Annotated in this window: 8 protein-coding genes and 1 pseudogene; 2 read left to right on the top strand and 7 right to left on the bottom strand. The window is 32.6% G+C overall.

Going from position 1 to position 16,089, the window contains the following annotated elements:
* Nucleotide 1: 1 nt before the first annotated feature.
* From AC1DMU_RS06180 to AC1DMU_RS06160, 5 genes are all read right to left on the bottom strand, one after another.
* On the bottom strand, nt 2-979 hold the full coding sequence (locus AC1DMU_RS06180; RefSeq protein WP_142291754.1) for a SagB/ThcOx family dehydrogenase: 978 nt from the start codon (nt 977-979) through the stop codon (nt 2-4).
* Nucleotides 980-1,851: 872 nt separating this feature from the next.
* On the bottom strand, nt 1,852-4,416 hold the full coding sequence (gene pulA, locus AC1DMU_RS06175) for a type I pullulanase (RefSeq protein WP_088063652.1): 2,565 nt from the start codon (nt 4,414-4,416) through the stop codon (nt 1,852-1,854).
* Between the two features lie 484 nt (nt 4,417-4,900).
* Nucleotides 4,901-6,604, bottom strand: a complete 1,704-nt coding sequence (locus tag AC1DMU_RS06170) for a M4 family metallopeptidase (RefSeq protein WP_087984479.1) — start codon at nt 6,602-6,604, stop codon at nt 4,901-4,903.
* Between the two features lie 893 nt (nt 6,605-7,497).
* Nucleotides 7,498-9,444 (bottom strand): bifunctional metallophosphatase/5'-nucleotidase, encoded by a 1,947-nt coding sequence (locus tag AC1DMU_RS06165; RefSeq protein ID WP_088063653.1) that lies wholly within the window; start codon nt 9,442-9,444, stop codon nt 7,498-7,500.
* 553 nt (nt 9,445-9,997) lie between these two features.
* On the bottom strand, nt 9,998-10,513 hold the full coding sequence (locus AC1DMU_RS06160; protein ID WP_060486760.1) for a DinB family protein: 516 nt from the start codon (nt 10,511-10,513) through the stop codon (nt 9,998-10,000).
* Nucleotides 10,514-11,018: 505 nt separating this feature from the next.
* Between AC1DMU_RS06160 and secY the strand changes: the two genes are divergently transcribed.
* Nucleotides 11,019-12,323: a preprotein translocase subunit SecY gene (secY, locus tag AC1DMU_RS06155; protein WP_048547274.1), complete on the top strand. Its 1,305-nt coding sequence runs from the start codon at nt 11,019-11,021 to the stop codon at nt 12,321-12,323.
* 17 nt (nt 12,324-12,340) lie between these two features.
* On the opposite strand, the pseudogene AC1DMU_RS06150 reads toward secY, so the two are convergent.
* Nucleotides 12,341-13,378, bottom strand: a pseudogene (locus tag AC1DMU_RS06150) (DnaA N-terminal domain-containing protein).
* 134 nt (nt 13,379-13,512) lie between these two features.
* Nucleotides 13,513-14,430: a DMT family transporter gene (locus AC1DMU_RS06145; protein WP_060486758.1), complete on the bottom strand. Its 918-nt coding sequence runs from the start codon at nt 14,428-14,430 to the stop codon at nt 13,513-13,515.
* A 146-nt stretch (nt 14,431-14,576) separates the two neighbouring features.
* Between AC1DMU_RS06145 and pdxR the strand changes: the two genes are divergently transcribed.
* Nucleotides 14,577-16,010 carry a MocR-like pyridoxine biosynthesis transcription factor PdxR gene (pdxR, locus tag AC1DMU_RS06140; RefSeq protein ID WP_088063654.1) on the top strand — a complete coding sequence of 478 codons (1,434 nt, stop codon included), beginning with the start codon at nt 14,577-14,579 and terminating at the stop codon, nt 16,008-16,010.
* Nucleotides 16,011-16,089: the final 79 nt, after the last annotated feature.

Below are 16,089 nucleotides of genomic sequence, written 5' to 3'. Positions count from 1 at the left end.
TCTATTCGTTAATTTTCAGGCCAACTTCAAGCCCATGGAGAAATACTTGATGGTTATCCAAACATAAAAATTGCTGAATCTCTTCAAATTTCATATGACCAACTGAACAAACGCCTAAATTTAATGTCTCAGCAACCATATTTAAGGTAGCAGTGATAATGCCTGACTCAATACAAGCAAATAAATATCCATCTGAACCGTATTTCGGGATGGAAGCGTTCGCATTATAAACCAAATAAACTGAGAAAGCAGATTGAGTAAATAAATCCTGGTTAATTAACTCATGATCACTTTTGATTACTTGATCAATGTTATTTACAATCACAAGACTATTTTTTGATGGGTTATAATAATAAAACCCAGCTTTTATACCTTCTATACGTTTTGGTTTTATATAAACAAAGATATCAATAGGGTAGAGTCCGCCTGCACTTGCGTAATGATAGTATATTTTTTCTTCCCTAACCTGTTTTAGAGTTGATATGAAATGAGAAAATTCTAAAAAATTAATATGTTTTTTCATATCAAATTGGCGACAAGACCTACGTTCCTTGATTATAGTGGGTAGCTCATTTGTTGTTTCAAGTTGAATTTCGGTTGATCGCGCAGCAACGTGCGTTCGATTAAATTGTTCACGCATATATGTATCTAACTCTTCTTTAGAAAAGCGAATCTGGTTGCTATATGGATTCGGAAAAATCTTTTCTTGTGTGGAAAATACTTCTCTTGGGTGTAATATGTTACTTACTAACACACGATTTTTTATCATAAGCTCTATTGTTTTTTGTGTCTCTTCTATATTTCCTAAAGAAAAGCGCTCTACTAGTTTACTAATTTTTACACCTTTTTGAGCCATAAAATAAAACTCAGGAAACCACTCAGATAGAATGCCTGTAAATCTCATGTCCCCTATCAAAACTTCATTATGCAACTTCTCCCAATGCTTAATAGGAGACCAGTAATAAATTTTCTCGTTCATATAACCCTCCATAAACTTTTAACTTATTTTTGAAATGCAATTTTCTAATCTACAAAAAATATTTTTTAGATTCTGATCCTTGTCTCATAGTGATTATAAATACATGCACTTCAACGAAATTTGAAAATAATGAAATAACTTTTTCTTCATTAATTTTTTTTATTTCATCATAAAAAGTGTTTTTTTATTAGATATTTCACATCCTTTCCCATAGTAATCCTATAAGGTATAAACCATTTAGAATATTAAGAACATTGACGCATTTGCAATGTGAAATTATTGTAATGGATTGGAAAGCAGATGGGTATAGTTATTAAACATATTAATATTGAGAAAGTTTTATTTGTTATATCGATAAAATTTTCTCGTGATATTTATTACATATAGATTAAGAAAAAAATTTAAAATTTTTCTTTTGAAGTTAGTTTAACAATGTAACGTACCATTACATACAAGTAAGTTACTAACATATCGTATTTAAAAAAGAGAAAAGACACCATTTAAGGTGTCTTTTCTCTTTTTTATGCCATATACTTTTTAAGCCTTTTTTATCTTTAAACGATTTGTAGAAATTAATACAACTCGAACATCTAGCCCGTTATATGTTCGAATATGTAATAAAAATTATATAAATTAAGAATGTATTTTAGATAATTTTAATGATAAACATCAAGGTATCTTCGCCTCCTCCTATCATAATAGCAATGTTTCCTTGCCTATCTCTTTTATTAATTTGTAATATAATTACAGTATGTGAAATTATATTACATGAACTTTAAAAGCGAAGTGAAAATAACCGTCACTTCGCTTTTTGCATTTATAATCCGTATTTAAATTACTCAATTCTATATATACTTCCACATTATTTGCTTTTATTTAATTGGTTTCTCCGTTTTTAAAACTAGTGAACTTAATGCAGGAACTTTAATTTTATTATCATGGACAACATAAAGTGTTTTACTACCTGCCTGTTTTCCGTCTACTAGTACTTTCCACGGACCTTTCGATGGAAGTGTTATGTCAACGGCTTCCTTATTTGCGTTGTGAGTCACCATAAAGTATTCATTTTTATTCCCATTTCCCTTTATTGAATAAGCCACAACATTTTTGGGAGTATCCATAAAAGCTATATGTTTTTTTATTTGTTCTGGAGATGTCATTCGAAAAGCTGAGTACTTTTTGCGTAATTCTATTAAGCCCTTCATATATTCTACCTCATTATTAAATGCTGCACGGCGCAACCAGTCCATCTGGTTAATTGAATCAGGAGATTTGTAACTGTTATGATCACCATATTTCGTGCGCATAAACTCTTGTCCTGCATGTAAGAATGGAATGCCTTGTGATGTTAATAAAATTGAAGAAGACAATTTGTGCATTTGTTTTCGCACTTCTTCACTGTCACCTGGATTAGTTAACTCAAGTTTGTCCCATAATGTATGATTATCATGCGCTTCCACATAAGTGAGCACCTGCTCTGGATCTTGATAAGTAGACGAATTTATATCGTAGTCAATGCCTGCCGTAATCCCTTTTTTAATACGGTCTTCCATGTTGTCCTTTCCATTTACAAATCCATTTTCCTTCTCCTCAAATACACTACCTTTTAATCCATCACGTATATTATCGTTAAAATGAGCAATCCCTTTCATTTTCACTGCATTTTTTTGATTTGCTTTCAATTCAGCTGCAAGAGGTGTATTTAAATCCCAACCTTCCCCATGCAGTATAATAGAAGGGTCAATTTGATTAACAGCTTTACGTATTTCATTCATTGTTTCATAATCATGAATCCCCATTAAATCAAAACGGAATCCGTCTAAATTGTATTCTTTTGCCCAGTATGTGACCGAATCCACCATAAATTTTCTCATCATTTTTCGTTCTGAAGCTGTATCATTTCCTACTCCAGTTCCATTTGCAAATGTTCCATCTTCATTGTAACGGTAATAATAACCTGGAACTAACTTATGAAAATTAGATTCAGCAGCGTTATACATATGGTTATATACTACATCCATCACAACACGAAGATTATTATCATGCAGTGTTTGAATCATTTGCTTTAATTCAGTTATTCGAACAGTTGGCTCATATGGATTTGTAGAATAGGATCCCTCTGGAACGTTGAAGTTTTTCGGGTCATATCCCCAGTTATATTGTGGTTCGTTTAAATTCTCTTCATTTACTGAAGCATAATCAAATATCGGTAAAAGCTGTACGTGCGTAACACCAAGATCTTTCATATGATCAAGTCCTGTTTTCACATCTTTAGGCCCTCTTGTTCCTTTTTCAGTTACACCTAAATATTTTCCTTTATGTTTTATACCACTTTCGGGCTGAATAGAAAGATCACGTACATGCAATTCATAAATAATTGCATCTTCCGGATTTTTAAATTTTGGCTTTTTGTTTGTTTTCCATTTTTCAGGAGTTGTTTCTTCTAAATCAACAACTGCACCTTTATCTCCATTTACAGAAGCAGCACGCACATACGGATCAACTGCTTCTGTCCACCTATCACCAATTTTCACCTTATACGTATAAAAGAGACCTTTTTGGTTCCCTGTAAGTTCTGCTTTCCAAGTGCCTTTTTCACTTTGTTGCATGTTTATTTCAGTACCTATTTTATCGTTCCATTTTTTATATGTAACTAACTTCGCTTCACTCGCAGTAGGAGCCCATACACGGAACTTTGTATGTTGTGGTGTATATATATTACCTAAATCGTTACCACCATAATAAAATGAATGATCAAACTCCGCACTACGAATGACTTTACCGATTTCGGTATACGTATCAGCTACGTTTTCGATTTTAACTTTGTATGTCTGTTTTAAATCAATTTTCTGTTCCGTAATTATTTTCACCTTATTTGTAATATCTCCACCATTTTTATCAAAAGGATTAATTTCCTTAATTTTAATGCCCTCAATTTCAATTTTCTGTTCCTTACTATTAAACGGAACATTAGTCGTTACAGTGATTTCATTAAAACTATCAATAGTTGCTTTTTGAATTGATAGATCCGAAGAAGGCTTAGAAGTATATACTTTATCATCACCCGAAAGAATCCACACTTCAGCACGACCGTCCTTTATATTTTCAATCCAACGATCGCCACCATCTTTTTCCCACTCATTTGTACGAATAATAAATCCTACACGATTATAGTCATCATCTATATTAATCTTAGCGTACTTTCCAAATTCATCTTCACCAGTAAATTCATATGATTTACCATTCGCATTTTCTCCCCATAACCAAAGGTTCCAATCCTTTGTATTTCCAGACTGTTCTTTGTAATGAATGATAACTTCAGTTGTTTTCGAATTTGAAACTGCCTTTACACTTTGAAAAGAGAAAACAGATGATAACATAACGATTATAGTAAGTAATAAAACTGATTTGTTAATTAATCTTTTTATCATTTGCACCACATACACCCTTTCTTTAAATAGTACGTACAATTTATTATGCTCGTACTAAATTACACTACTTAAATTAATCTAGAACTCTCTTTTACTTCACCCCCATATTGGCTATTTTCACATATGTATTTCAATGATCTTTTAATACGAAAACGTTTGCATTAATGTTTAAAAAAATAGGTTTATTTATGTCTTCATATATTTGTAAATACTAAAAGATCAAGGAAATCATTTTAAAGCAATCGTTTGTTATCGCTTTCATTTTATAGCACTTTCTATTAAGAGGTCAATATATTATTAATTTTCTGTTTTTATACACTTTAAACCTTATATATGTGTCGTAACTTCATAAAGATAGACAACCTAATTATTGCTTAGTAAGTGTATTTTCAATCATACATTGCTGTATAAAAAACAGCTACTATCTTTAAAATGACAGTAGCTGTTTTTCATAACGTAATAATATATGAATGAAAACTATATTTCTAACTTACTTAATTTTTGCTGCATCAAATGCCTTTTGAACTGCTTGAACTTCAGCAGTATTTGCTCCATATTTATTCGTTGCCACTCGAATACATGCTGATCTCAACTCTTTGAAATTAGAAGTCATGTTTAACTCATCTGTATTTGCATAATAGAAGATATCAAACATTTTATCTTCACCAATCCCTTTAACAGTTACACCGTTATGAGTTCCACCTTTTGCAATGAGATACGCAACTTTATTAATAATACTTGAATTAAAATGAACGCCACCTTGATCCCATCCATTAAAATCGTTAAATTCACTGTAATCATCTGGATAAGGTACTCCAAGTGAAGATGGAACAGAAGCCGGGTTTTCCATATCACGGAAAACAGATCCAGTTTGTTCTCCCATAGTCCAGTTAAAACTTCCATTGTTTACGTATTTCTCAATAGATGTTCCCATAATATCAGATAGCGCCTCATTAATCGCACCAGATTCACCGTAATATTCAAGATTAGATTCGCTAGAAGTAACTGCATGTGTAAATTCATGGCCAGCTACGTCGTATGCCTTGACGATAGGATCTCCGTATACAAGCATACTTCCATTATTCGCACTTAATGCATTCTGCCAATTTTTCGGATCATTCGTATCTCCAGAATCCCAAGCGTGTACAACTGAAACTACCTTTTGTCCCTTATTATCAAAGCTATTACGCTTGTATTTATCTTTATAAAAATCAAATACTTTTGTTGCTAAGTAATGAGCACTTACTGCTTTTGGATCGTTAAATGTTGTCGAAGTACTAGTTGCTAATGTACCAGGATAATAGCTTTCTTCTTTAGTAATGTCTCTATAATTCACATCATATGTTTCGATTCCTTGCCCTCTTGTATAATCAGCAAGAGCATATTTGCCATTACTTTGTTGAGAGATTCCAAATGTACGTGATATACCTAAATCATCTTTTCCTGTTCCAGTTAATGATGTAAGATTGCTTTTTTTACTTTTCTTTAATGCTCCAACTAGTTTTTCACTTGCTTTTAAGTTAGATTCTTGTACCATATTTTTTAACATATCACCATTTTGTGCATTTACTAAATAAGTTCCGGAAACATATTTTGGTGTTGCAGCTTCAAATGTAACTTGGTATGCATTGCTAGCTTGTCCATTATTTTCATCAACAAAAATAACTTCTTTAACTTCGGGCTCAGAAATAAAATTGATATCGTTCCCGTACTTCGTATAAATATATTGTTTTGCTTCATCTTTTGATAGATTAATAGTTTTTTTCAATTCTTCTTGTTTTAAATTTTGCGCACTATCGCCTGAAATACTTTTAATAACACCGTTATTATCTACGTGTGCAGTTAATTGATGGCCGTATACTTCTTTTCCTTCGTATGTTTGCTGAATACGTACAAGTGTAGTCCCATCATATGAACCACGTTTTTGAAGAACTTTATAATCTACTCCTGTTTCTCCATTGACTTGCTTTGGAGAAAGAGCTTGTTCTGTTTTCTCCTTAAGAGCATCTTTTACTACATTCTCTGGTGCCTTTTGTGACGGTTGTGTAAGTTCACCCGAACGGAACGATTCTTCCTGAATTTGAACTTGAAGTTGATCTGTTTCCTCTGCATAACCTACTCCGTATGGTGCAACAGCCGTTAAAGCTAAACCTGTTGTTAATGCTACCTTAGTTAATGTCTTTTTGTTTTTCATTTTGTTCACCTCGTATAATTTTTGAAATAGAAAGCTTGTACAAAGTATACTTCCTGTTTCTGTCGAAAAAAAGGGAAAATACACAATTTATGTAACATTATGCAAAATTACATATATGTGGTCGATGATATAAATAAAGAACGACACATATATGTATATTAATTTCAATAAAAAAGAGCTCTTTTAGGCGCTCATCCAATTGGTTAGTTGTTAATTATCTATATTCATTCTAATCAAAGTGCCCTTACATCTAAATAACAACATAAAAACCCACTCTTTACTATTTTAAGAGTAGGTTTAATGCTATTAAAATAAAAATTGTTATAGGACATCTTATAATTTATATTACTTATTTAAACTTATATTTCGGACATGAAGTTGATTTAGGATAAAGATGGATCAAATGAATACTAATGACCTTGATAAACAAGAAAAAGAAAGTGCGTGTTTTGTTTTATGATGTATATAGTATATAAATACTGTAGTGAAGCAGCGCATCTACAATTTAGATTTTTTAATATAATGTTGTTATGTATGTCTATAGCTGCAAAGATGGATTGTAACGTTATGAGATAGCTGAAGTCTCATATGAGTTTCAGGCTTTTTTATTTTGTCAAAAATATCTTTAATTTGTCTCCCATTTAAATATAGTAAAGGACACATCTATTGCATGTTATTAGCTCAAGGTATGTTCTTTTAAAGCATATTATAAATATGCATAGTAAGAAATAAAACCATAATTATTCAAATAAAAAATCCCCCGGATTTGTTTAATGATCCAGGGGACTTTTTATTGTTGATTCTTTATATTTCCATACCGATCACAGACTTTTTTAGGATAATGGTATGTCCAAGTTTAATAGTTCTTTGCACGAGAGCTATCTATTTTATATTTATTTAATTATCCTACTAAGTTTTTTGTAAAATTCACCTTTTCTTTTTACATGATTAAACTGATTTGGATTAATATTAACTTTTTGTGAGAGTGCTACAATCTCTTCTTTTGTAATTGAATCTTTAGTATTTATAGATGCTATATTTGTATATTTTCCATCTTCTGTTTTTGGAATTTCTAAAATCCCTTTATTCACAAGATCCACTACAGCCTTGTGCTCTGAAGAATGTGTATTCACCCCAGTAATTTTCCAATTATGCATAACTTTTGGTGTGTATATACCATTCTTTACCTCTTTTAAATATGTAATAGCAAGGTTACGAATGGTGCCACCAGTTTCCCCAAATGCATTCTCTTGTTTAGATGACCATATTTGTTCAAACTTACGCCCCTCTAAAGCTCCACCTTTCGCCTGAAGAGCCTCCATTCTATAAGCATTCATTCCCAGCGTCATAACATCTTTCGTTTTGATTGGTTTATTTGTACGAATAGAGCGTAAATTTGTAATTCTACTTCCATAGGGTTTTGTTAAGTCAATTTCGTACTTTACGCCTCCAAAGAAATCGTTCGTACTGTATTTAGAAGCACGACGGGTTTTATCAAAGCTAACTGTTACATCTCCGGCACGAGATGAGTTAAAGTACCCTGCCGCCCATTCCATATAGTCTTTTAAGTCTTTCCCAGTTACCTTATATACTGTAATTTCTCCCAAAGCATATTGATAGTTATACGCAATATCTTTCTTCTTAATAGGACCTACATCCAAACGGGCATTATCGTTATCAATTTGATGGGCGACTACATCTGCTTTGCTGTAGTAGAGCATGACTTCATGAAAGAAATCTGATAAAGGTGTCTCTTGAATCTGCACACTTGGAATACCCTTTATTTCATTTTCAGGAACAAGGTTTCTACCCTTTAATTGAGCGACAACAACATTTGCATCTCCTCTCGCATACTCGTGAAAAGGTGTCAGTGTGTCTTCAAGTGTAGGATCAGATACTATTGTTGTTCCATCAGTATTTTTTACAGGTATAGCTGTAGCAGTTTTATCTTTTAAAACCAGCTTTCCATCTTGCTTTGTAAAAGTAAGGTCAATACGTGAGATATGTGTTCCATATTTATCTGGTTCTGTAATAATAACGCCATTTACAACTTCTTTTTTAACAAGTTTATGCATATGAGCTGCAAAAATAGCACTTAGTTCCGGACAAGCATTCGCAATATCTTGAACACCAGTACCAGGGATTCCATTCTCATTTTCTAGTCCCATATGCATAACGCCTACCATTACATCTACTTTACCTTCTAATTCTTTAATTGCCTTTTTTGTCTCTTCTACTGGATTTTTCACAACTAAACCATCCAAATGATCTGTCCCTTTTTCAAAATCACTAATCATTGGTGTATTCATACCAATAATCCCGACTTTAATTCCACCTTTTTCAACAATTGTATATGCAGGAAGAAAACGCTCTCCATTTTCCTTATAAATATTTCCTGCTAGTGTCTTGCCCTTATATTGCTCACTAACTTTTTTCAATGTATCTAATCCAAAGTTAAATTCATGATTTCCAAATGCCCAGGCGTCATATTCCATTGCATTCATCGCTACCATCATTGGCGATTGTGGCTGATCATTGAATAACTCTACTGAATTTCCTTGAATTGTATCCCCAGCATCTACTAATATGGTATTGGGATTTTCTTGACGCACCTTCTTTATAACCGTATAAAGCTGCGTTAAACTTCCACTCGTATTTGCACCATCAAGCGCATAATCCCAAGGCATAAATCTACCATGAATATCGGCAGTACCTAACAGTGTAATATTAACATCAGATTCCTCAGCTTTTGAGATAGATGGTTTGACTGTTACTGCTGTTCCAAGAAGTATAAAAATAACAAAATAACATAAATAGTTCTTCCATTTCATTTTTTGCATAATAACAATATTTCTCCCCTTTTTGTACTTTCATAAAGTTGCTTGAACTTTAAAAATGTAACTTATTATTCGGAAAACTTCAACTGCAAAAGAAAATTTTGGAGGTGGTTCTGCTGTGAAAATATAGAGAATAAAATGCATATACCCCCTAGCAGAATAGCATTTACTTCTTCCTCCAACGTGTGAAGAGCGCTAAACCAACGGTAGATGTATATGTACTGTCAAAATTATGGACATATAACTCATTTCCGGAAATCATTATAACTTAAAGATATAGTGTGTAATGCTGATTACATTTTCGGATTTCATTGCTAATTTATTTCCTTCTAAATGAAAATGCTGAGATCACTTCCAAAAATAATAACCCCGTTCTTCATTTAAGACGGGGTTCCACTTATACAACAATTCGGATTCAGTTTTTTTTCGAATATTCGTTTCCTATTCAAGAGTAAGATCTGCTAGTTTCGTATTTTCTTCTGCTTATCAGGACTTATATTTTATCACTCGAACCCTTGATGCTTTCCTAAATCGCTCAATAAATAGATAATAATTTTTACTTTTCAACTTCACAAAGCAATTTTACCTCTTTGATTTGTTCTATATGACGTTGTTCATGCAAATAGATTAATTCTATCCACTGATCAAGAAGTAATTCTCCAAGAGCTGGATGCATCACTGATTTTTTTGCCAATTTAGATTCATCTTCTATTGTACTCAGAAAACGCATCAATGCTTTTCTAGAGTCGGTTAACAAATCAACCATTTGCAGCACTTCAAATGGTTCTATACTTGGTTCAATCATTTCTGGTGCTATAAATTTTATTGATCTATCTAATACAATAGTATGAATTTCTTTACGCTCATTTTGGAAACTATCCATCTTTTTTAATCCTGACAAAATAACCGTTATAACTCTCTCATCTAATAAAACTAAGTGATGACAAACTTGTGCTATACTCCATTTATCCTTATCTGGTTTTCTATTAAATTGAGTATCACTTAACAAAGTAATTTCCTCAAATAATTGATTTCTCGTTTCATAAAACTTGTCCTTTACAAATGTATTCATGTGAATTCTCCTTTCATTAGAACCTATATACTTAGATTCCTGCGTTAGAAATATTCTCTATAGAAGAAAGATTTTCCTTCACTACTGTTTCTCTAATTCACGACTAAATATATGAGTTTTCTCAACATCCTTGAAGATTTCCTTGAGGTTATCATGTGCTGCAGCTACACCATAATACTTTCCACCGAATCCTTTCAATACAACTACATAAAACGTTCCTAATTATCAATCTAGCATTAAATAAATGTAAAAAATGCCCCTATTCATTCATTTTTCATGCGTATGTATGTACATTTGTTAATTTATTCGATATATTATGTGTATTGAATGATTACGAAAAGCTTATTGGTCGCTAAAAAACACCTTATATTTTTATATCCGAGAAAACTACAAAGTGTATAAAATTCCATTTGTCAAATGAATTTAATGCGGAAGGAGGTTTGTGGTTACTTCATCGGGATATAACCATCAGTTTTGAACTGATAAAAATATAGGAGGCGACATAATGTTTCGTACGATTTCAAATTTCATGAGAGTAGCTGAGATAAGAAACAAAATTCTTTTTACACTAGCGATGCTAATTGTTTTTCGAATTGGCACGTTTATTCCAGTTCCTCATACTAACGCAGAGGTATTAAAAGTACAAGATCAAGCTAACGTTTTAGGTATGCTAAACGTATTTGGCGGAGGAGCACTGCAACACTTCTCAATCTTTGCTGTAGGTATTACACCATATATTACAGCTTCCATCATAGTACAATTACTACAAATGGACGTTATACCTAAATTTTCGGAATGGGCAAAGCAAGGAGAAATGGGCCGAAAGAAATCAGCTCAATTCACTCGATACTTTACAATCATTCTCGCATTCATACAAGCCATTGGGATGTCTTATGGTTTTAATAATATAGCAGGTGGACAATTAATTACAGATCAAAGCTGGACTACATACTTATTTATTGCGACAGTTTTAACTGCAGGTACTGCATTTTTACTTTGGTTAGGTGAACAAATTACCGCTAATGGCGTTGGTAACGGTATTTCGATGATTATCTTCGCAGGACTTGTTGCGGCGATTCCAAATGTTGCGAATCAAATTTATTTGCAACAATTTCAAAATGCAGGCGATCAATTATTCATGCACATCATAAAGATGGTCTTAATTGGTCTCGTAATTTTAGCGATAGTTGTTGGTGTTATTTACATTCAACAAGCTGTGCGTAAAATACCGATTCAATATGCAAAAGCTGTTTCAGGAAACAATCAATATCAAGGAGCAAAAAACACTCATTTACCTCTTAAAGTAAATAGTGCTGGTGTAATTCCAGTTATCTTTGCTTCCGCATTTTTAATGACGCCGCGTACAATTGCGCAGCTCTTCCCTGATTCAAGCGTATCGCAATGGTTAGTTGCAAATCTTGATTTCGCACATCCACTTGGAATGACGCTTTATGTCGGTCTGATCGTTGCTTTCACATACTTCTACGCATTTATTCAAGTAAACCCTGAACAAATGGCTGAGAATTTGAAAAAACAAAATGGCTATGTGCCTGGTATTCGTCCTGGTAAATCAACAGAACAATATGTAACGAAAATTTTATACCGTTTAACATTTATCGGTGCAATTTTCTTAGGTGCCATTTCAATTTTACCGCTCGTATTCACAAAAATTGCTACATTACCACCTTCTGCACAAATTGGTGGTACAAGCTTACTTATCATCGTCGGTGTAGCACTTGAAACAATGAAGACGTTAGAAAGTCAGCTTGTGAAACGTCATTATAAAGGGTTTATAAAAAAAGTAAATTAAGTAAAAAACACAGTTGGTTATTTTTCCAACTGTGTTTTTGATTCTACTACCTCTAATTTTCCCACTAATGTATCAATCACTTTTTCTAAGTTCACAATTTTTTCATCTAATGCTTAGATGCGTTTTTCGCTATCCTCTACATTATTATATTTTAACTCATCATTGGAAGATTTGAACTGCTCCCATAATTCAAAAATAGTATTTTCAGTAGGTGATTTTGATTTTTCACCACTACTGGTTGCATCTTTATTTGATTCTAATTCAAATTGAAGTTCATATGTATTTCCAGTTAACTCTTTAGCTATTTCCGCAATTAAATCTTTATAAGACTTTTCAACCCATCCTTGTTGGAATTCGTTTTCAAAATAAATGATTAATGAATTTTCATTTATTCTGGCTGTCGTTTCTTTAACCCATGTTTCATATGAAGGTCTTGAAATTATTAATTGCATTTTACCTTTTATTTCATTCCAAATTGTATTGGGTTCTTCTTGTCCGGAAGTGAGTGGATTATTTTGCATATGATGAATATGTGTGATAGGAGTGGTTTTTGATTCTATTTCGAACCAAATTTGATATTCTTCATTAGTAAGTTTCTGTACGGTACTTGAAATTATATTTTTATACTCACCTTCAAGCAAATCACGATGAAACGCATCCTCACAAAAGATTATTAATGTATTATCTTCTATAGTAGCATTTGTATTTCTAACCCAGGTTATAAATGTTTTCTCTGCTAATTTTGGCCTTAACGCTTTCTTTACTTCATCCCAGCTATTTAGCCTTTCTTTTGGAACATCTTTCAACTTTGATGGTTCGTCATTACATAGATCAAACTGAATTTCAAACGTCGTATTAAACATTTCTCTTAATGTATGAAATACTAATTCTTTGTAGTGAGATTCTAACCAGTCACGAGCAAATTCATTTGGACAATAAATTGTTAATATATCATCCTCTAAATAAACAGTAGTATTAGTAAACCAAGTTTCATATGATGGTTTTGAAATTTGCGGTCGAATTTTTTCCTTTACTTCAGTCCAATTCATTTTCATAATAACTCCCCTCTTTTTATAGTTCTCTTTCATATAGCTTAATAATATTACGCCTTTCCAATAAATAAAGTCAATCCGTATCATGAATAAAATTCAAGCAGCCCTGTTATATACAGGGCTACTTCTTTATACAACTACATTTCCTTCTCAAATAATTTCCCTTGTTTGAAATAGCTCCGGAGTGTGGATCGATTAGCTAAAAATACACCAACCAAAATAAAACAAGCACCTATTCCCATTGTAGGGTTTAAAGGTTCTCCTAATATGATATATCCTACAATAATAGCAATTAACGGTGATACATATAACCACGTTGACGGGAATACAGGATTTGTTTTTGATAAGAGCCAATAATATAATCCGTGCCCACCAATTGATCCGATAAAGATAAGATATAAAATAGGCCACTGTACACTCCATGAAGCTAATACAGATACATTCGGTTGTTCTACTATGACGGATGCGATTAGTAATAATACCCCTCCGTAAAACATTTGAATACCATTAATGAGAAATGGTGATACACTTTGTAAATCCGAAAGTATTTCTTTTGAGCGAATAGAGCCTATTCCGTAAAATAACTCTCCTATTATTAAAACAAAACAAGCGATACTCCATATGAGACTTACTTCTTGGTGCGTTCCTGGTAAAGAAACAAAAACAACACCTATTAGTGCGATAATTAAAGCAAAAAGTTGCTCTTTTTGTAATTTTTCCTTATTTCTCTTTGCCTGTAATAATAAAATCATCATCGGCCCCGTAGCAGAAAGTACAGCAGCTAATCCTGAAGAAATATATTGTTCCGCCCAGTACAATGTAGCAAATGTCATAAACGTTAAGCAAAAACCAGCATATATAATACGTTTTGAAAATACATGTGGCATAATTTCCTTTCGCTTTAACTTAAATATAATCATCAGAATGACGCCTGCTAAAAAGAAACGAATTCCTGCTGAAAATAATGGGGGCGCTCCTGCTTCAATTCCGATTTTTATCGTTAAAAATGTTGTTCCGAAAATAATACATACTAAAATATAATTGAAAATGACCATTTTTCTTCCTCCTTTTTACTCTTAACATGAGTATAGAAGGTATGGTGTATAACAGTGTATCTATGTATATAACAGTTACTTAAAATTGTAGTTGATTCTCTTTATATTTTTCGCTTTAATAAAATAAAAACGAAAAAGGTGAAACCATGAAGATTGTCCTTCGTAAAGAATCCAACATACCGTATTACCAACAAATATATATGCAAATCGTTGAAAGAGTACAAAGTGGCATGCTTGCGCATGGTGACCTCCTTCCATCTTTACGCTCTATGGCCGAAGATTTGCAGATTAGCCTATTAACTGTTCGTAAAGCATACAAGCAATTAGAAAAGAAAGAATATATACGCATTGAGCAAGGAAAAGGTGCTTATATACATAAACATGTAAAGAAAGATTTCAAACCAATTCCGTACAAATGGCAACAAACGAAAACGATTAATGTTATGCGATCTCAATATGCAATGAATCAGCACCGAAAATATTACGATTTTTCACAAGCGATTTTGTATCCTCGTTTATTGCCAAATCCATTCTTAGCAGACGAAATGCATAAAATACTTCATAAAGACCAGATGATCCTAGCAACTTATGGGCCAGTACAGGGTGATTATGAACTGCGAGTTGAAATAGCAAATTACTTAAGTGAACACCAGAATTTAGTGACCGATCCATCTAAATTATTAATTACAAGCGGAGCACAACAAGGAATTGATTTAATTGCTCAAACATTATTAAAACCTGGTGATATTGTATTAGTGGAAAGTCCTTGTTACAGTGCTGCGCTTGATATTTTCATCAATAAAGGTGCTAAAATTATACCAGTTTCTCTTGATAATCATGGAGTTCGCTCCGACTTAATCGATGATATTTGTCAAAGTAAAAATCCCGTATTATTGTATACGAATCCAACTTTCCAGAACCCGACAGGTACAGTAATGAGTAATGAACGGCGAATGGAACTTATAGAACTAGCAGAGCTATATGATTTTTTTATAATTGAAGATGATTCTTTCGGAGAAATATATTTTAAGGGTGCTACTATTTCCTCTCCTATCAAAAATTTTGATACGAATGGTCATGTAATATATATAAAAGGATTTAGTAAAACGTTAGCACCAGGATTGCGTATCGCATCTCTTATTGCCGATGGGCCTATTTTTGAATGGTTATATGCTGTAAAAGGTTCAATGGATATCGGTAGTCCTTTATTAACGCAAAAAGCACTCCTTCCTTTTTTACGTGCAGAACGTATGAAAAATCATTTAGAAAAATTACGTACGGCTTTACAAATTAGACGTGATATAACTATTGATATGTTATCACCACTTAAAGAATTACGATTTGAAATACCAAATGGTGGCTTTAATTTATGGATTACACTTCCTGATTCGATAGATCCCTTTACCTTATTACAAAAAGCAAATGAAGTAGATGTCTCTTTTTTACCAGGAACAGCTTGTCTATTAAATACAGATATAAGTAATAACCAATTACGGATTAGCTACTCGATGTTAAATGAAAAAGATATGTTGATTGGTTTAGAGAAATTACATGATACAATACGAAACTGTATATTATAGAAATAACATTACATATCCAATAAGAAATACTATCCAAAATGAAAATGTGACTTTTTGGATAGTATTTTTTTCTGCGTTT

This window comes from Bacillus sp. 01N45, assembly GCF_056399205.1.
This window is presented reverse-complemented; position numbering and strand designations above follow the sequence as displayed.